General features: G+C 68.8%; 13 protein-coding genes and 1 pseudogene. 9 read left to right on the forward strand and 5 right to left on the reverse strand.

What is annotated here, in order from left to right:
* Positions 1 to 69 precede the first annotated feature (69 nt).
* On the forward strand, positions 70 to 1,713 hold the full coding sequence (gene pgm, locus ACFT41_RS12220; protein ID WP_377583461.1) for a phosphoglucomutase (alpha-D-glucose-1,6-bisphosphate-dependent): 1,644 nt from the start codon (positions 70 to 72) through the stop codon (positions 1,711 to 1,713).
* On the opposite strand, the gene ACFT41_RS12225 is transcribed toward pgm, so the two are convergent.
* Positions 1,704 to 3,059: an O-antigen ligase family protein gene (locus ACFT41_RS12225; protein WP_377583459.1), complete on the reverse strand. Its 1,356-nt coding sequence runs from the start codon at positions 3,057 to 3,059 to the stop codon at positions 1,704 to 1,706. The two genes, pgm and ACFT41_RS12225, sit on opposite strands and share 10 nt — an antisense overlap.
* A 225-nt stretch (positions 3,060 to 3,284) precedes the next feature.
* Between ACFT41_RS12225 and ACFT41_RS12230 the strand changes: the two genes are divergently transcribed.
* The 8 genes and pseudogenes from ACFT41_RS12230 to ACFT41_RS12265 all read left to right on the forward strand — a co-directional run bounded on the left by ACFT41_RS12230 (position 3,285) and on the right by ACFT41_RS12265 (position 13,071).
* Positions 3,285 to 4,514, forward strand: coding sequence for a glycosyltransferase family 4 protein (locus ACFT41_RS12230; RefSeq protein WP_377583457.1), 1,230 nt, complete (start codon positions 3,285 to 3,287; stop codon positions 4,512 to 4,514).
* A 139-nt stretch (positions 4,515 to 4,653) separates the two neighbouring features.
* The gene (locus tag ACFT41_RS12235) at positions 4,654 to 5,613 is read left to right on the forward strand and encodes an NAD-dependent epimerase/dehydratase family protein (RefSeq protein ID WP_377583455.1); all 960 of its coding nucleotides are present in this window, start codon (positions 4,654 to 4,656) and stop codon (positions 5,611 to 5,613) included.
* 125 nt (positions 5,614 to 5,738) lie between these two features.
* On the forward strand, positions 5,739 to 7,106 hold the full coding sequence (locus ACFT41_RS12240; protein ID WP_377583453.1) for a lipopolysaccharide biosynthesis protein: 1,368 nt from the start codon (positions 5,739 to 5,741) through the stop codon (positions 7,104 to 7,106).
* A 102-nt stretch (positions 7,107 to 7,208) separates the two neighbouring features.
* Positions 7,209 to 8,246, forward strand: coding sequence for an SDR family NAD(P)-dependent oxidoreductase (locus ACFT41_RS12245; RefSeq protein ID WP_377583451.1), 1,038 nt, complete (start codon positions 7,209 to 7,211; stop codon positions 8,244 to 8,246).
* Positions 8,246 to 9,361, forward strand: a complete 1,116-nt coding sequence (locus ACFT41_RS12250; protein WP_377583449.1) for an NAD-dependent epimerase/dehydratase family protein — start codon at positions 8,246 to 8,248, stop codon at positions 9,359 to 9,361. The genes ACFT41_RS12245 and ACFT41_RS12250 overlap by 1 nt, the downstream gene beginning before the upstream one ends.
* 45 nt (positions 9,362 to 9,406) lie before the next feature.
* The gene (gene wecB / locus ACFT41_RS12255) at positions 9,407 to 10,558 is read left to right on the forward strand and encodes a non-hydrolyzing UDP-N-acetylglucosamine 2-epimerase (RefSeq protein WP_377583447.1); all 1,152 of its coding nucleotides are present in this window, start codon (positions 9,407 to 9,409) and stop codon (positions 10,556 to 10,558) included.
* 175 nt (positions 10,559 to 10,733) lie between these two features.
* A pseudogene (locus tag ACFT41_RS12260) lies at positions 10,734 to 11,217 on the forward strand (transposase family protein); the annotation flags it as partial.
* An 843-nt stretch (positions 11,218 to 12,060) separates the two neighbouring features.
* On the forward strand, positions 12,061 to 13,071 hold the full coding sequence (locus tag ACFT41_RS12265) for a polysaccharide biosynthesis protein (protein ID WP_377583445.1): 1,011 nt from the start codon (positions 12,061 to 12,063) through the stop codon (positions 13,069 to 13,071).
* 75 nt (positions 13,072 to 13,146) lie between these two features.
* Here ACFT41_RS12265 and ACFT41_RS12270 read toward each other — a convergent pair whose 3' ends face one another.
* From ACFT41_RS12270 to ACFT41_RS12285, 4 genes are read right to left on the reverse strand one after another with little or no spacing between them, the layout of a single operon-like run.
* The gene (locus tag ACFT41_RS12270; RefSeq protein ID WP_377583443.1) at positions 13,147 to 14,343 is read right to left on the reverse strand and encodes a glycosyltransferase; all 1,197 of its coding nucleotides are present in this window, start codon (positions 14,341 to 14,343) and stop codon (positions 13,147 to 13,149) included.
* Positions 14,340 to 15,002: a sugar transferase gene (locus tag ACFT41_RS12275; protein WP_377583441.1), complete on the reverse strand. Its 663-nt coding sequence runs from the start codon at positions 15,000 to 15,002 to the stop codon at positions 14,340 to 14,342. The genes ACFT41_RS12270 and ACFT41_RS12275 overlap by 4 nt, the downstream gene beginning before the upstream one ends.
* Positions 15,002 to 16,051 carry a GNAT family N-acetyltransferase gene (locus ACFT41_RS12280; protein WP_377583439.1) on the reverse strand — a complete coding sequence of 350 codons (1,050 nt, stop codon included), beginning with the start codon at positions 16,049 to 16,051 and terminating at the stop codon, positions 15,002 to 15,004. The genes ACFT41_RS12275 and ACFT41_RS12280 overlap by 1 nt, the downstream gene beginning before the upstream one ends.
* Complete coding sequence (locus tag ACFT41_RS12285) at positions 16,048 to 17,238, reverse strand: DegT/DnrJ/EryC1/StrS family aminotransferase (RefSeq protein WP_377583437.1); 1,191 nt, start codon at positions 17,236 to 17,238, stop codon at positions 16,048 to 16,050. Before ACFT41_RS12285 ends, ACFT41_RS12280 begins: the two co-directional genes overlap by 4 nt.
* Positions 17,239 to 17,405 lie beyond the last annotated feature (167 nt).

The raw sequence follows: 17,405 nt of genomic DNA on the forward strand, positions 1-17,405 counted from the left end.
CCTGTCGCGGGTGAGCCCGGCCCGCGCCGGGAAGACCCCTCGTCCGTAGCGTCCCTGGAGGTTGCAGCAGTGGCCCACCCCCGCGCCGGTCAGCCCGCCGAGCCCACCGACCTGGTCGACGTGCCCCGGCTGGTCACCGCCTACTACGCCGAGCATCCCGACCCGGAGGACCCGGCGCAGCAGGTCTCCTTCGGCACCTCCGGGCACCGTGGGTCGAGCCTGCGCAACGCGTTCAACTCCGACCACATCCTCGCCGTCACCCAGGCGCTGTGCGACTACCGCCGCCAGCAGGGCCTCGACGGGCCGCTGTTCCTCGGCCGGGACACCCACGCGCTGTCGGCACCGGCGGCCGTCGACGCGCTGGAGGTGCTCGCCGCCAACGGGGTCACCGTGCTGCTCGACAGCCGCGACGGCTACACCCCCACCCCGGCGGTGTCGCACGCGATCCTCACCCACAACCGGGGCCGCACCTCCGGGCTCGCCGACGGCATCGTGATCACCCCGTCGCACAACCCGCCCGACGACGGCGGGTTCAAGTACAACCCGACCCACGGCGGCCCCGCCGACTCCGACGTCACCAGGTGGATCCAGGACCGCGCGAACGCGATCCTCGCCGCCGGGCTCAAGGAGGTCGACCGCATCCCGTACGCGCGGGCCCGCGCCGCCGACACCACCGGCGCGTACGACTTCCTCGCCCACTATGTCGACGACCTGCCCGCCGCGCTCGACCTCGACGCCGTGCGGACCGCCGGGGTGCGCATCGGCGCGGACCCGCTCGGCGGGGCCAGCGTCGCGTACTGGGGGGAGATCGCGCAGCGGCACCGGCTCGACCTCACGGTGATCAACCCGACGGTCGACCCGACCTGGCGGTTCATGACCCTCGACGGCGACGGCAAGATCCGGATGGACTGCTCCTCGCCGAACGCGATGGCGTCGCTGATCGCTGCCCGCGCCGACTACCAGGTCTCCACCGGCAACGACGCCGACGCCGACCGGCACGGCATCGTCACGCCCGACGGGGGCCTGCTCAACCCCAACCACTATCTCGCGGTGGCCATCGGGCACCTGTTCCGCACCCGCCCGGCCTGGGGCCCGGGCGCGGCGGTCGGCAAGACCCTCGTGTCGTCCTCGATGATCGACCGGGTCGCCGCCGATCTGGGCCGGCCGCTGCTGGAGGTGCCGGTGGGGTTCAAGTGGTTCGTCCCGGGCCTGCTCGACGGCGCGGTCGGCTTCGGCGGCGAGGAGAGCGCCGGGGCGTCGTTCCTGCGCCGCGACGGCAGCACGTGGACCACCGACAAGGACGGCATCCTGCTCTGCCTGCTCGCCGCCGAGATCATTGCGACCACCGGCAGGACGCCCAGCGAGCACTGGGCGGAGCTGGCCGAGCGCTTCGGCGCCCCCGTGTACGCCCGCATCGACGCCCCGGCCGACCGGCGGCAGAAGGCGGTGCTGGCCAAGCTGTCCCCGGAGCAGGTGACGGCGACGGAGCTGGCCGGCGAGCCGATCACCGCGACGCTGACCACCGCGCCGGGCAACGGGGCGGCGATCGGCGGGCTGAAGGTGACGACCGAGTCGGGCTGGTTCGCCGCCCGCCCGTCGGGCACGGAGGACGTCTACAAGATCTACGCGGAGTCGTTCCAGGGGCCGGAGCACCTGGCCCGGATCCAGGAGGAGGCCAAGGAACTGGTGACGGGGGTGCTGAATCAGGCGTAGACCCGCTCGGGGGCCGGGTCAGCCCGGGCGGCGCTTCCGGCGAGGCCCGCGCCCTGCGGTCCTTGGCGCGCCCGCCGGCGGGGCGTTACCCGGGCGCGGTGGGCCGCAGCGGTGGCGGGCACCGTCGCGGCGGAGGAGAGCAGCCCGAGTACCAGCCAGGTGCTCGGGGACGTCTCCCATTCGCCGGAGAGCCAGATCGGCAGCAACGCGACGAGGAACACGCCGGCGAGGCGGTGCAGCATCATCGAACGACGGGCGACGCGTGTCAGCGTGACCGCGACTGTGGCCAGGAAGAGCAGCACGCCCACCAGGCCCAGGTCGTTGCCGAGGTTGAGCAGGATGTTGTGCGTGCCGATGCCGTACGGGTTGGTGGCCTGGTAGGTGCCTGCCCCGTTGCCCAGCCACGGGGAGTCCATCCAGGTCGACAGTGCATAAGGCCAGATCTGAAGGCGGCCGGAGAGGTCTCCCGTCGCCTTTCCGAGTAGACCGTCCAGCCAGCCGAGAAGCGAGTACGGAATCAGCCCGAGCGACACCGTCACCACGGCGGTCGGGGCCAGCACGCCGAGCCCTCGCCACACCGCGTGGCGGGCGACAGCGCTGAGTCCGAGGTAGGCCAGAACGAGGGCCAAAGCGATGGTGGCGCCGCGACTGCTAGTGAGGATGACCGCGACGACGAACAGCGGGACACAGGCGAGCAGGGCGATCCGGGGCAGCCTTGCGAACGGTAAGGTTCGGATCATGATTAGCGCCAGCACCACCCCGATCACCATCGAGTAGGCGATGTAGTTGGTGCTTGCGCCGGGCAGGCTGTACCGCACGGAGAAGTCCAGCAGGTCCGCGCGCGTCGCCTGGGTGCCCGACGTCGCCTCCTGAACCAGTTGGTAGGCGAGCACGACACATCCGACGAGATATCCCACGCCGATGACCGCCAGCTGGCGCCGAGTTCGGACCACTTGCCGGACCGCCACGAACAGCAAAGCGGCGGCGGCGTACAGGTACGCCTTCGGGAGGACCTTGTCGAGGTCGGCCGTCCAGATGACCTTGTCCGGGATGGTTGCCCACGTCTGGGTGATGTAGGCCCAGACGGCAATGCCGAACGCGAGTAGGTCTGGGGCTCGTAGGCGGAGAGGTAAGCCGCCGACGAGCAGCGCCACCACGGCGGCGAGGCCGCCGACGCGGTATCCGGCCCCCGGCATAGTGGGGACGAGGTACGCGACGGCGGTGAGCAGCCCGATCCCCGTGGCGCTGCCGGGCCTGATCCGTTTCCCGCGCGACTGGTCCGTCAGCTGCTTCCGGTCGATCAGTGCGTCCGGTGCTGCTGTGTTCAGTCGTGCCGCCTTGTCCATTACACCTCGCTCGCCATCCGCCCGACGACTCCTCAACTGGCGACAGGGCCAATGGTTATGACCCGAGCGGGTGATGGTGGTGGTGGGACAGGTTGTGCATGCCTGGAACTGCGCGCAGCGCAACGGGCAACCTCGCCAGCCCACGGTCGTTGTCCATTGGTCCGATGTCCGCGTAATGCCGCCGGCTCTTCCGGCTGCACGTCTCTGCTGGTGGAGTGAGCCTGGATGACGACCCATGGTCCATGGATCGCGTACGTTGTCCCCTTCCCCTTTCCGTGGGGCAGCGCGGCGGCACGGAGGGTGTTCGGTATCTGCGCATCTCTGGCGGCGGCGGGTCACCACGTCGTGGTCCTGGGCAGCCAGTCCAGAGGGTCGGCGCTCATCCCGGTGGAGGTGCCGGACGGGCCGGGATCGGTCTCTAGTATCGGCTTCGGCGGGCTGGTGCCCGGGCCCTCCGGCATGCTGCGCCGGGCCGCACGGTCGCTGGCCTCGGATCGTGCTCTTTTGCAGTGGATCACGGCCCAACCGGCGTTGCCCTCCCACGTGCTTCTGTACGGCGTCGGTGCCGACAGGACGGCGCGGGTGCGGAGGTGGTGCCGGGATAACCGCATCTCGCTGATCGCGGACGTCGTCGAGTGGTACGACCCCTGGCACCTCCCGGGTGGTCCGCTTGGTCCGTCGCGCGTCAGCAACGAAATGGTCATGCGGTATCACCATCCTCGGTGTGACGGTGTCATCGCCATCAGCTCATATCTGGAGGACTACTACCGTCGGCGTACGTCGGTGCTCCGGCTCCCGCCCACCCTCGATGTGGCCGCGCTGGACGTCGCCGATCGAGCCGGTGACGGCGGTCGAGCCGGCCTGCGCCTGGTCTACTTCGGCAGCCCGGGAAGGAAGGACCGGCTTGCCATCGTGATCGAGGGCGTGGACCGGGCGCACCGGGACGGCGTCGATGTCACCTTGACCGTCTGTGGGCCCTCGGTGGACGAGGTGCAAGGGCTTCTCGGTCGCCGTGCCGTCCCGTCGAGCGTCCTGCTGCGGGGCAGCCTGCCGCAGCAGGACGTCCCCGCGATCATCCGGCAGGCCGACTTCAGCGTCATCCTCCGGCGCGACGCGCGGTACGCGCACGCCGGTTTCCCTACCAAGTTCTGCGAGAGCCTCGCCAACGGCACCCCGGTGATCACAAATCTGACCAGCGATCTTGGTTCGTATCTTCAGGATGGGCGGGAGGGCCTCGTCTGCCCGGACGACTCGGCGGAAAGCCTGCGGCGCGTCCTGGCGAGGGCCGCACAGCTGGACCCTGTCCGACAGGACGCCATGCGCGAGGCTGCCCGGCGTCAGGCGCTGGCTTCTTTCGACTATCGCAACTTCAGCCGCCCGCTTGCCGAGTTCCTCGACGCGGTGCGGCTGCCGACCTCCCCGGCGGGACGGGAACGGGTGCTTGGCCGGCGGTGACCGGGCCGGGTGATCTGGGAGGCTGCGGGGTTTGGTATTTCAAGTAACTTCGCCCGATTTGCCCCGTTAGCTTAAGGGCGGGCCGCCCGGGTAAGAGGCATCCGGCCTTCCCGAATTGCCCCTGCCGAAGGAGTTGACGTTGTACCGCAGGATCGAGAAGGTCGTGGTGACTGGCGGGGCCGGGTTCATCGGCTCGAACCTCGTCCACGAGTTGGTTGACGGCGCCGAGGTCGGCGAGATCGTGGTGGTCGACGATCTGTCCACCGGTTCCCTGGACAACCTTGCTGAGTTGCCCGTTCGGCTGCTGGTCGGCTCCGTCCTGGATCCCGACCTACTTGATGAGGCGATGCCCGGCGCGACCGCCGTGGTTCACCTCGGCGCACTCGGCTCGGTCCCACGCTCCATCGCGGACCCGCTGCGCAGTCACCATGCCAATGCCACCGGAACGCTCACGGTGTTGGAGGCGGCTCGGCGGCACGGCGTGGCCCAGACCATCCTGGCGTCTTCGTCGTCTGTATACGGTGCCAACCCGATCCTGCCCCGGCGGGAGACCCTCCGTCCGATGCCGATGAGCCCGTACGCGGTCTCCAAACTGGCGACCGAGGCCTATGCCAACGCGTACGCTGCCTGCTACGGGATGGCGGTTCTGCCGTTCCGGTTCTTCAATGTCTTCGGGCCCCGGCAGGCTGCAGACCATGCATACGCGGCCGTGGTGCCGAGGCTCGTCTCGGCGGCGCTCGATGGCCGTCCGCTGGAGATTTTCGGTGACGGCCGGCAGACCCGCGACTTCACCTACGTCTGTAGCGTCACCTCGGTGATCGTGGATGCGATCCTCCGCGGGGTCTGCACGCCGGACACGGTGAACCTCGCGTTCGGTGAGCGGATCTCGCTACTCGAACTTGTCGCGGAACTCGAAGTCGTGCTCGGACGAAGGCTGGAAAGGGTGCACCGTCCGCCGCGCGCGGGGGATGTGCGCGACTCGCAGGCGGACTGCTCGCGGTTGCGGGAACTGTTTCCCGCCGTGCGTCGGTATCAGTTGCGGGCGGGGCTGGAGGCGACCGTCGACTGGATGGTCGGTCGCGTGCTCGCTGACCGCTGACCGTGGCGGCGTCGCAAGCGGCACCCGGCACCGTTGCGCCCGTACCGCACACCGACACGCGGCCCGCAGCTCCGGTCGATCCGGGGGTCAGTGCGGCCCGTAGCCGTCGCCTCGTCTCGGGCATCGTGACCGCCGGGCTTGCCAAGGGCGGCGGCCTGCTGGCACCGGTGCTGATGATCCCGGTCTGCCTGTCCCGTCTGGGCGCGGAGCGCTATGGGCTGTGGATGGCGGTCCTCTCGCTCACCGGCATGGCCACCTTCGCCGATCTCGGCCTCGGCACCAGTCTGATGACCAAGCTTGCGCCCTGCTACGCCAGCGGCGACTGGGCGCGGGCGCGCGGGTACGTCTCCACCGCCTACGCGGTTCTGACCACCGTGACCGTGGTGCTGTGCGGGCTGCTGTGGTCGCTGGCCGGGCTGGCGCCCTGGACATCGGTCTTCAACGTGGCTGGGGTCGTGGAGCCGGCAGAGGCCAGGGCGGTGGTGCTGACCTGCCTGACCGCGTTCCTGCTGAACATCCCGTTGGCCCTGGTGGTCCGGGTGCAGTACGCCTACCAACAGGTCGGGGAGAGCAACCTGTGGCAGGGGGCCGGCGTCCTGGTGACGATTCCCCTCGTGCTGCTCGCGGCCCGCGGCGACCTGCCGGCCATCGCGGTCGTTGCCGCATTCGCGGCCGGACCGTTGCTGGTCAATGCGGCGAACAGCGTCTGGGTCTACGGCTGGCGGATGCCCGAACTGCGGCCGCGGCTCGGCACGGTCGACCGCACGCTGGGGCTCGGTCTGCTGCGTCTCAGTGGGGCGTTCTTCCTGGTTACCATCCTGACCGGGCTGTCCAGCAACATGGACAACCTGATCATCGCCCATACCCTTGGTCCGCAGAGCGTTACCGCCTATGCCGTGCCGGCGCGGCTGGCGACCCTGCTCGGCATGCTCGTCACGGTGCTCAACCTGCCCCTCTGGTCGGCCAATGGCGATGCCTTGGCCCGGGGAGACCTCGACTGGATCCGCAGGACGGTCCGTCGGATGGTCGTCCTCTCCCTGCTCGTCACCGTGGTGCCGTCGGTCTGTCTGGTGGTGGCGGGCGACTGGATCTTCGCCCTCTGGCTGCCGGTGCCGTTGGACGGGAACAGGTGGCTACTCGCCGGTCTTGCGCTCTGGTTCCTGCTGCTCGGCGCGTTCTCGGCGCTGATGATGGTCCAGAACGCCGCTGGGGTCATCCGCCCACAGGTGATCGGGCTGGTCGTGTACCTGGTGGTCGCTGGGGTGGCGAAGTGGCATGCCGCCGAGGCCTACGGTCTTGCCGCGATTCCCTTCGTCAGCACCGTCGTCTACGCACTGACGGTGCTGCCGGCTGGACTGTACGGCTACCGGCGGACACTCGTCCGGTACGGGGACCGGGGCCGTCCTGTGTCCGACCGCGGTGGTGGCGGACAACGGATCCGACGGCGTGGCCAAGCCGGTCGGCATCGGGCGAACTCAGGGAGGGCGAAATGAAAGACGCGTTATGTCCTAATACGCGCGTCTTTCTGAAGTGGTGAATCGTTGGCCAGGATGTCGCATCGAACGGCCGGGCATCGGGGAGATGAGGAATCGCCAATGACCTTCACGACAGCGGGACGCCGAGTGCTGATCACCGGTGGGACGGGTTCCTTCGGGCGGATCATGACGCGCCGGCTGCTGGAGCATGGCGTGGACGAGGTACGCGTGTTCAGCAGGGACGAGGCCAAGCAGGACGCGATGCGCCGGGGCCTCGGTGACGAACGGGTGCGCTACTACGTCGGCGACGTGCGTGACTACGACAGCGTGGCGCACGCCGCCCGCGAGGTCGACTTCGTTTTCCACGCGGCCGCGCTCAAGCAGGTACCATCATGTGAGTTCTTTCCGCTGGAGGCCGTCCGCACCAACGTTCTCGGCAGCACCAACGTCATCGAGGCCGCCACCCGCAACGGTGTCGGCTCAGTGGTGGTGCTCAGCACCGACAAGGCCGTCCACCCGATCAACGCCATGGGCATGAGCAAGGCGCTCATGGAGAAGGTCGCGCAGGCGCATGCCCGCAACAACCCGCGCGGCGACACCGTTGTCTCCTGCGTGCGGTACGGCAACGTCATGTACTCCCGAGGCTCGGTGATCCCGCTGTTCATCGAACAAATCAAGGCCGGCGCGGTGCCGACCGTGACCGATCCCGGGATGACCCGATTCCTGATGTCCCTGGACGACTCGGTGGGACTGGTGGAGCATGCCTTCCAGCATGCCCGTGCCGGTGACGTCTTCATCCGCAAGGCTGCGGCATGCACCATCGGCGATCTGCTCACCGCCCTGTGTCAGCTGTTCGACGCGCCGGCCAAGTTCGACGTGATCGGGGTGCGGCACGGGGAGAAACAGGACGAGACACTCGCCAGCCGCGAGGAGTTGGCGCGAGCGGACGACTTCGGCGACTTCTACCGGGTGCCGGTGGACGCCCGGGACCTCAACTACGCCTTGTACGTCACGGAGGGGAGTTTCGGCGGGCGACCGAGCGAGGATTTCACCTCCGCCAACGCACGGCGGCTGGCCGTACCGGAGATCGTGGCGCTGCTGCAGGCGTTGCCGGAGGTCCGCGCGGAGTTGGCGTTGCGCGAGCCGGTGCTGACCTGATGAGAGTGGCACTCACCGGGGCCACCGGCTTCCTCGGCTGGCACACCCGGGTGCTCATCCGCGCGCTCGGCTGGCCTGAGCCCGTCTTGCTCGACCGGGCCACCCTGGCCGACCCTGCCGCCCTGGCAGCCCGGCTGGCGGGAGCCGACCGGATGTTGCACCTGGCCGGCGTCAACCGGGGGGATCCGGCCGAGGTCGCGGCCGGCAATGTCGCCATGGCCGAGGCGCTCGCCCGCGGCCTGCGCCGCTGCGCGCAGCCGCCGAAGACCCTGGTGTACGCGAACTCCGTGCAGGCGGGCAACGGCACCCCCTACGGCGATTCGAAGGCGATGGCATCGGCGATCTTGAGCGACGCTGCAGCTGGCTGCCAGCTCGTCGACCACCGTCTGCCGCACCTCTACGGCGAACACGGGCAGCCCTTCTACAACTCGGTCACCGCGACGTTCTGTCGCGTGCTCGCCGACGGTGGGCAGCCCGAGGTGCGCGACGACCGGGAGCTGCAGCTTGTCCACGCCACCGACGCCGCCGCCGCGTTGCTTGACGCCCCGCACATCGGACCCTGGGACGCCTCGATGCCGGCGCTACGAATCGGAGTGCGGGCCCTCGCTGATCGATTGACCTCGTTCGCAGCCACCTACCATGGTGCCGAGGTCCCGCCGCTGCCGGACCGGCACGATGTGCGGCTGTTCAACAGCTACCGGTCGCACCTGTTTCCGGCGCGCTATCCGATGCCGCTCGTCCGCCGTGGCGACCACCGGGGCGAACTAGTCGAAACCGTTAAGGCCCACGGTGGGGGGCAGACATTCTGCTCCACCACCCGTCCAGGCGTCACCCGCGGCGAACACTTCCATCTGGCCAAGGTGGAACGATTCGTGGTGTTGCGTGGCCGCGCAGAGATCGGGCTCCGGCGGGTCGGCCACCAACGGGTGGTCCGTTTCCCCGTCGATGGTGCCGAGCCGGTCGTGGTGGACATGCCGACGATGTGGGTGCATGAGATCACCAATACAGGCCCGGGCGAGCTGCTCACCCTCTTTTGGACGAACACCTTGTTCGACCCGGCCCGACCGGACACCTACCCGGAGCCCGTCGCCGACATGACGCCAGCGCCGGCGTGACGGCCAGATGCCTTTTCGTGCTGGCTCACAACGGAGGTGGCCCTGATGACCAGGGTGATGACGGTGGTCGGGACCCGCCCGGAGATCATCCGGCTGTCCAGGGTGCTGGACCGGCTGGACCGGACGGTAGACCACGTGCTGGTGCACACCGGGCAGAACTGGGACCCCGCCCTGTCGGACGTGTTCTTCACCGACCTGCGGCTGCGTACGCCGGACCGGTTCCTGCACGTGGACACCACGTCGCTGGGACGGGTGCTCGGTGGGGTGCTGGCCGGTGTGGAGGCCGCGATCACGGAGCTGCGGCCCGACGCGCTGCTGGTGCTAGGGGACACGAACAGCTGCATCGCCGCCCTTATGGCCCGGCGGATGCGGGTACCGGTCTACCACATGGAGGCCGGCAATCGCTGCTTCGACCTCAACGTGCCGGAGGAGACCAACCGGCGGCTGGTGGACCACGTCGCCGACTTCAACCTCGTCTACACCGAGCACGCCCGGCGCAACCTGCTCGCCGAAGGGCTGCATCCCCGGCGGATCCTGCACACCGGCTCGCCGATGTGCGAGGTGCTGGAGCACCATCGTGTGGACATCGCCCGGTCGACGGTGCTGGAGCGGCTCGACCTCGATCCGGGCGGCTACTTCGTGGTCAGCGCGCACCGGGAGGAAAACGTCGATGCCCCCGCGCGCCTGCGGCGTCTGCTGGATTGCCTGCGGGCCGTACGCGACACGTGGGGGCTGCCGGTGCTGGTCTCCACGCATCCCCGTACCCGCAAGCGGCTGGAGGCGGTCACCAGCGACGGGACCGTCCTGGACGGGATCGCGTTCCACGAGCCGTTCGGCTTCTTCGACTACGTGCGCCTGCAACGCGAGGCTCGGTGCACGCTCTCCGACAGCGGCACGGTCAGCGAGGAGGCGGCGATTCTCGGCTTTCCCGCCGTGACCCTGCGCGAGTCGATCGAGCGTCCGGAGGCGCTGGACGCGGGCGGCATCATCATGACCGGCCTCGACCCGGACGGCGTGGTGGAAGCGGTGCGCGTCACCGTGGACCAGGTGGCCGCGCACGGCGTGCCCTGCCCGGCGGACTACCAGGTCCAGGACACCTCGCGCCGCGTCGTCGACTTCATTCTCTCCACGGTGCGCCGGCACCACGACTGGGCCGGCATTCGGATGCAGACGGTCCGCCAGGTCGTGAGTTGGTGATTGTGGCGGTTTGGTGGATCGGGTGCGTTGCTGCCAGAGCTAGCTAAGACTGAGCCTCTTCCAAGCTGATCTTGTAGCTCGGGACGGGTGTGGCAGGCCCGGTGATCGATGGGTGCGAGGCTTCAGGTAGGACGGCTGTCGACCAAGACTCGAAGCCCCGATCGGGAGCCTCGCCATGCTGTCCTACCCTGTCACGATTCCGTTGTCCAGCCGGACCCTGAATCACCTCGCTGACCGCATTCGCGGCCACCGTATGCAGCGCCGATCCCGGGGGCCTCGAACCCGGTCGGCAGGCGCTGCTCGCTCTCGCCCATCTGCGTAACGGCGACACCTACACCCGACTCGCGGCCGGCTTCGAGGTCGGCGTCGCCACCGCCTGGCGCTACGTGCAGGAAGCGATAGCTCTGCTAAGGTCGGCAGCAGGTGATCTGGACGCCGCGATGCGACGCATCCGGCTGCTGGTGTACGCGACTCTGGACGGCATGCTGATCCCCATCGACCGGGTCGCCGGGCAGAAGCCCTACTACTGTGGCAAGCACAAACGCCACGGCGTGAACGTGCAGGCCATCGCGGACGCCGCCGGCCGGCTCGTGTGGGCGTCACCGGCTCTGCCCGGTTCGGCACACGATCTGACCGCCGCACGCAGTCGGGAGTTGCTCTTGTCCGGGACTGTAAAACGAACTTCTCTGTCTCACATTTGACAGACCCGCCGGAAAAATCGGTGGCGTCCATCAACGCCTGCGGGTGGTAGCCGAGGTGGACCACATCGGAGCCGCGTCGTGGGTCAGTCCGTGCCGCAAATGGACCAGCGTGGCCAGCAGCCGATCCACGAAACCGAACCGGTGCTTGGCTCTTGCTCCGATCCGGCGACGGCGTGTTCACGAGGTGGGCCGGTCACGGTGCCGTGCCTGCCACTGCGGCCTCAACTCGCTGACCAGGCGCTCAATCACCGAGCGGGAAAGGCCCGTCAAACGCCGGTTGGTCATGATCGCAGCACCACCATGACGCAAACAGCGATCATCGATGCTCAAGGACTCGCTACCGTGCACGAGGTCGTTAGGTGGAGAGAGGGTAGCATCTCCTTGCTTGCGCTTTGCCGAATTTGCCATCTTCCGCCAAAGTGACTTCTGGGTCTGATTGGGTGCATGGGAAGAGTCGCGTGTGGCCCAGCCCTCGACGCATTCCGGACGCCTGTCGATGAGTCTGCTTCGGAAAATGTTCCGGCGATCCGAAGTTGTCTACCGGTCGGCGCCCGCGAGGGTGAATGCGCCTGGCGGCGAGATGCCGGCTGTGAACAGCCCGGCGACACCTATGGCGGGTAGACAAAAGGGCGGTATGTCCATTTGGTGCGTTTCTTGTCGCGTGGCCCTTCGTTGCACCAGGTGCCGCGCGCAACTCGTGCGGCCCTGACTGCCCGGCCTGCTGCTGCGCGGGGTGAGAAGGCTGGGGCTACACCAAGAAGTGGGAGAACTTGGATGACTTGCTCGACTGTTGGTCGCCGGGTGCTGATCACCGGTGGGACCGGGTCCTTCGGTCAGACGATGGTGCGACGGCTGCTGGAACGCGACGTGGCGGAGGTGCGCGTACTCAGCCGGGACGAGGCCAAGCAGGACGCGATGCGGCGGGTCGTCGGGGACGACCGGGTCCGCTACCACGTTGGTGACGTGCGGGACCTCGCGAGCGTCCTGCATGCCGCCCGTGGAGTCGACTTCGTCTTCCACGCGGCTGCGCTCAAGCAGGTCCCCTCCTGCGAGTTCTTTCCGCTGGAGGCCTTCCGCACCAACGTGTTGGGCAGTGCGAACGTGATCGATGCTGCCGAGCGTAACGGGGTCGGATCCGTGGTGATGCTCAGCACCGACAAGGCCGTGCATCCCGTCAGCGCAATGGGCATGAGCAAGGGGATGATGGAGAAGCTCACGCAGGCCCATGCCAGGAGCGGCTCAAGCGGTACGGTCGTCTCCTGTGTCCGGTACGGCAACGTGATGTACTCCCGGGGCTCGGTGATCCCGATCTTCATCCAGCAGATCAAGTCGGGGGCGGCGCCGACCGTCACCGATCCCGACATGACGCGGTTCATCATGTCCCTGGCCGACTCCGTCGAACTGGTCGAGCACGCGTTCCAGCATGCCAGGACAGGCGACATCTTTGTCCGCAAGGCCGCCGCGTGCACCGTAGGGGATCTCGCCGTCGCCCTGTGCCAGCTCTTCGACGTGCCCGCAAAGTACGAGGTGGTCGGCGTGCGGCACGGCGAGAAGCAGTTCGAGGTCATGGCCAGCCGTGAGGAGCTGGCACAGGCCGAGGACTTCGGCGACTTCTACCGACTCCCGGTCGATGCCAGGACGCTCAACTATGCGACCTACGTCAGCGCGGGACGGGACGGGGTACGGCAGCTGTCCGATCTCAGCTCTGCCACCGCCCGACGGCTTGACGTGTCCGAGCTCAAGGAACTGCTGCTCACCCTTCCTGAGGTCCGCTCCGAGCTGGCGATTTCCGATCCGGCTCTGACCTCCTGACGCCGGCACCTGACTGGTCTGCCGGTCCGCTGACCGGCAGACCAGCCGCCGATTGCGCCCCCGAGGCCGCGGTGCCTATGCCGGCACGGACCTGCGGGCGGTCGCTTCCCGAACCGCCTGGTAGAAGGCGTCTCTCCGCAAGGCGAGCAGCTCGCGGGAGAAGGATCGGGCGCGGGCCAGATTCCTTGCCGAGGCGGTGGCCATCCGCCCTGGATCGGCGAGCAGCCGCCGGATGGCGATCGCGAGGGCGGCCGGATCGTCCGGCGGCACAAGGTCGTCAGGTGCCAGCAGCTCGGGAATGCCGCCCACCGCGGTTCCCAGGGCAGGCAGGCCACGTGCCATGCCCTCGATCAAGGCCCGCGGCAGTCCTTCGGTGCGGGACGGCATGACGAACAGGTCCGCCCCGTCGAGCCGCCCGCGAAGCGCGGCACCCGCCGGCACCCAGCCGGCGAAGGTGACCCGGTCGGCTACGCCGAGCCTCGCGGCCAAGGTCTCGAGGTCCGCCCGGAAACGCCCGGTGCCGAGGTGCACCAGGTGCACGTCGTGGCCGGTGCCGGCCAGCAGTGCGACCGCCCGGATCAGGGTGTCGAACCCCTTGTAGAGCTGGTCGAGCGTGCCGACGGTAACGATGGTGGCGGGCTTGACCGCGCAACGTTCCACCGACCGGGGCGTCGCGGCGACCGCCTCCGAAGGAAGGTCGATGCTCGACACCGCCGCAGCCGGACTGCCCGGCGCGGTGGGGTAACGGGACTGCAGGTACGACTCCGTCACGTAGGACGCGGCGACCGCAGCACGGCACTCGTGGCGCAGTCGCGCGGCGAACCGCCGGCGCAGCAGCGGCCGAAGTGGGTGGCGTATCACCCCGGGCGCGAACACGTCGTACGGGTCGCCCACCACCTCCAACGCGTACGGGAGGCCCTGCCGGATGCGTACGCTCGCCAGCAGCGAGCCGAGCGCCGAGGGCACCCGTAGGATCACGGCGTCCTCCACGCCGGCGACCCCGGCGAGCACTCGGCCGATGCGGGCCCGCTGACGGAGGTACCCATTTGGGCCGACGTAGTACGGCAGTGCGGTCACCTCGACGCCGTCACCCTCGACGGCCAGCGCGTCTGTCGGCACGTTGGGTTGTTCGGCTACCCTGGCCACCACCTGTACCCGCTCGAAGGCGTTCAGGTAGCGCCTCCAGAACTGGTAATCGGGGATGGACCGCGTCCACACCCGCCGGTCCGGGGTGCGGACGTAGCGGGACTCGGTGGTGACGACCACCCTCATCGCCGGGGGCCCTGCCGTTCGTTGCCGTTCGCGCCGATCGGGCTCAGCGACGAGTACATCAGTTCCACATCGTCGCGATCGGAGAGCTGCAGGCCGGGGATGTAGCCCCGACGGAAGGGGATCGCCAACGTACGCAGCAGGATGATCACGTCCAGCCGCAGGGACCAGTTGTCGACGTAGCGGACATCCAGATCGAGGAACTCGCCCATGGACAGCGCCGAGCGGCCGTTGACCTGCGCCAGGCCGGTGATCCCTGGTCGCATCTCGTGCCGTCGGGCGTGCCGCGCACTGTAGCGGGGCAGGTACTCCATCAGCAGCGGGCGGGGCCCGACCAGGCTCATCGTCCCGGTCACCACGTGCAGCAACTGGGGCAGCTCATCGAGGCTGGTGCGGCGCAGCAGCCGACCGAAGGCGGTGAGCCGCAGTTCGTCGGTAGTCCAGTACTGCTCGTGAGACCCGGCAGGGCGCATGGTGCGGAACTTGTACATCGTGAACGGCTCGCCGTTCAGCCCTGGCCGTACGTGCCGGAACAGGACCGGCCGCCCGGTGGTCATCAGCGTGCCGAGCGCTGCGAACGCCATCACTGGCGCCAAAACGACCAGCAGCGTACAGGCGGCCACCACGTCCATCGCCCGCTTGGCCGACAATTGCCACCCCATCACAGCTCCTGCAGTCGATAGGCCGGAAAGAAGCCGGTGTCCAGAAGGTCGTCCACCTGTCGTCGCATGCTCTGAGCCCGAGCGGCGACCAGGGCCCCGTACCGGTCGGGGTCGAGCACTATCGAGGCAGTGAAACGTCGTGTGCGCAGGCCGCCGAAGGATCGCTTGAAGGCGAACAGCGGGTCGTCGGGCCGGAGCCCGCCGCCGAGGTGAACCAGCGAGCAGTTCATGCCGGCTGCCCAGGCGAGGATGGTCCAGACCAGAAGGTTGTTGGCGCCCTGACGGGCGGCGTCGCGTTCTGAACCAGACAGGTGGTAGTGGACCCGGTCGCCGTGCCGGAGCACCAGCGAGGCGGCCACGGTCGCACCGTCGCGGCCGGTGACCTCGACGACGAAGAGGCTTTTGCCCACTCCGGCCAACAGTTGCTGGTAGTAGCGGTCGGGGAAGACGTAGTCGGGCCTGCTGCACACGCGGCGCATCGTGCTCTCGTACAGGTTGCGAAATGGTGCACCCGGTGCCACGTCGTTCTCGCCGGCGGGCCGGATACCCGCCTCCAGGCCCGCGTTGCGCGCCTTGCGCACCGCCGTCCGGGCTCTTCCCTGCATGGTGTTCCAGACTGCTGCCGCACCGCCGCTGACCGGAACGGTCACGGTGTCGCCGATGTCGTTCAGGACGAACGCCCCGAGAGCGCGGGCCGCCTCGACCGAGGACTCGTCCAGCGGGGAGAAGCGCAGAAAGAGCGTGACCATTCCCTCGGCGCGCCAGTGTCGTACGGCCTGGGACCAGAACTCAGTGACTTCGGTGGGAGGGCAGCCGGACGCGACGTGGATGCCCGAGTAGCCGTAGGGAGTGGCGGCATCCGTCGTCACGGCATCCACAGGTCGCACCAGGTACGGCAGCAGGATCCGATCGCCGAAGCGGGCGAGGCGCCAGCTCGCATTCTCGGCCGTCGCCGTGGCGAGCCCGTAGCCCGCGGTGAAGTAGATGTCGGGGACCGCCAGGTCCTGCGGCATGCTGGCAGCGGTCTCGATCTGCAGCTCGGCTGTCATCGCTGGCTCACGAACTCGTCGATGGCATCCATCACTCGGTCGATCTGGTCGTCGGTCAGCGCGGAACCGCTGGGCAGCGAGACGCTTGTGCTGAACAGCCGGTCGGCGACGCCCGTCACCACGGCGCGACAGTGGGCGTAGACCGGCTGCCGGTGCATCGGCTTCCACATCGGGCGGGTCTCGATGCCGCGTTCGTGCAGGTGCGCGGCGAGTTGGGTGGCATCCCAGCCGGCAACGTCCGGGTCGACCACGACCGAGGTGAGCCAGCAGTTGGCACCGGAGTCGCCGTCGCCGAGGATGCGGGTGCCGTCGACCGACGCAAACAGCTTCGCGTACCGCTCGCGCAGCGCCCGGCGGCGCTCGACCAGGCTGTCCAGCCGACCGAGCTGCGCACGCCCCAGGGCGCCGGCGAGGTTCGTGAGCCGGTAGTTGTAGCCCACGTCCCGGTGCTCGTAGTGCCGGACCGCCTCGCGCGCCTGGCTCGCCAGGTGCCGGCACCGAGTGATCAGGGCCTCCTCGTCGGAGACCACCATGCCGCCCGACGAGGTGGTGATGATCTTGTTCCAGCTGAAGGAGAAGGTGCCGAGTCGGCCGAAGGAGCCCGCCGGTCTGCCCCGGTGCGTCGAGCCGAGCGCCTGTGCGGCGTCCTCGACCAGCGGGACGCCTGCCGCGTCGCAGATCGGCGTCAGCCGGTCGTAGTCGGCACAGGTGCCGTTGATGTCCACGGACATGACAGCGGCGACACGGGCGTCGGTCATCGCCGGGGAGGCGAGCATTTCGGCCACCAGATCAACGTCGATGTTGCCGGTGGCCGGATCGGAGTCGACGAACACCGGCCGGGCCCCCGTGTAGCTGACCGCGTTGGCGGTGGCGGCGAAGGTGAAGGTGGGAACCAGGACCACGTCGCCAGGGCCGATGCCGAGTGCCAACAAGGACAGGTGCAGGGCGGCGGTGCCGGAGCTGACCGCCGCCGCGTGGGCGGTGCCGGCCCGGATGGCGAGCTCGGCTTCGAAGGCATCGATCTCCGGACCGGAGGGGCCCGGCCAGCCCGACCGGAAGGCGCGGACGAGGTGTGCCTCTTCGGCTGGTCCGAGGTCGGGCGTCGAGAGCCCGATTCGCCCGGCCACCGTGCCCGGTTCCGGCCGGGACGTGGCGCGGGCCGGCGGGGTAACTGGGGGTGGGCTCATGGAAGGTCTCCCGTCCCGAATCTGGATCCGGACATTAACTATGCATCATCGCTAAATGGTTAGAAGCGGTATCTACTGAAAAATCGTGCTAATGCCGCGAGGTGTCGGACGGGTGCCCCGGTGTGAGGTGGGCCCGGTGAAGCCGGCGGGCCGCGCCCTACGTGGGG

The sequence above is a fragment of the Micromonospora sp. NPDC057141 genome, from assembly GCF_042670805.1.
Lineage (GTDB): Bacteria > Actinomycetota > Actinomycetes > Mycobacteriales > Micromonosporaceae > Micromonospora.

Coding starts and splice junctions, on each gene's coding strand:
- ACFT41_RS12225 (WP_377583459.1), bottom strand. CDS start 3,059: ATGGACAAGGCGGCACGACTGAACACAGCAGCACCGGACGCACTGATC.
- ACFT41_RS12230 (WP_377583457.1), top strand. CDS start 3,285: ATGACGACCCATGGTCCATGGATCGCGTACGTTGTCCCCTTCCCCTTT.
- ACFT41_RS12245 (WP_377583451.1), top strand. CDS start 7,209: ATGACCTTCACGACAGCGGGACGCCGAGTGCTGATCACCGGTGGGACG.
- ACFT41_RS12250 (WP_377583449.1), top strand. CDS start 8,246: ATGAGAGTGGCACTCACCGGGGCCACCGGCTTCCTCGGCTGGCACACC.
- wecB (WP_377583447.1), top strand. CDS start 9,407: ATGACCAGGGTGATGACGGTGGTCGGGACCCGCCCGGAGATCATCCGG.
- ACFT41_RS12270 (WP_377583443.1), bottom strand. CDS start 14,343: ATGAGGGTGGTCGTCACCACCGAGTCCCGCTACGTCCGCACCCCGGAC.
- ACFT41_RS12275 (WP_377583441.1), bottom strand. CDS start 15,002: ATGGGGTGGCAATTGTCGGCCAAGCGGGCGATGGACGTGGTGGCCGCC.
- ACFT41_RS12280 (WP_377583439.1), bottom strand. CDS start 16,051: ATGACAGCCGAGCTGCAGATCGAGACCGCTGCCAGCATGCCGCAGGAC.
- ACFT41_RS12285 (WP_377583437.1), bottom strand. CDS start 17,238: ATGAGCCCACCCCCAGTTACCCCGCCGGCCCGCGCCACGTCCCGGCCG.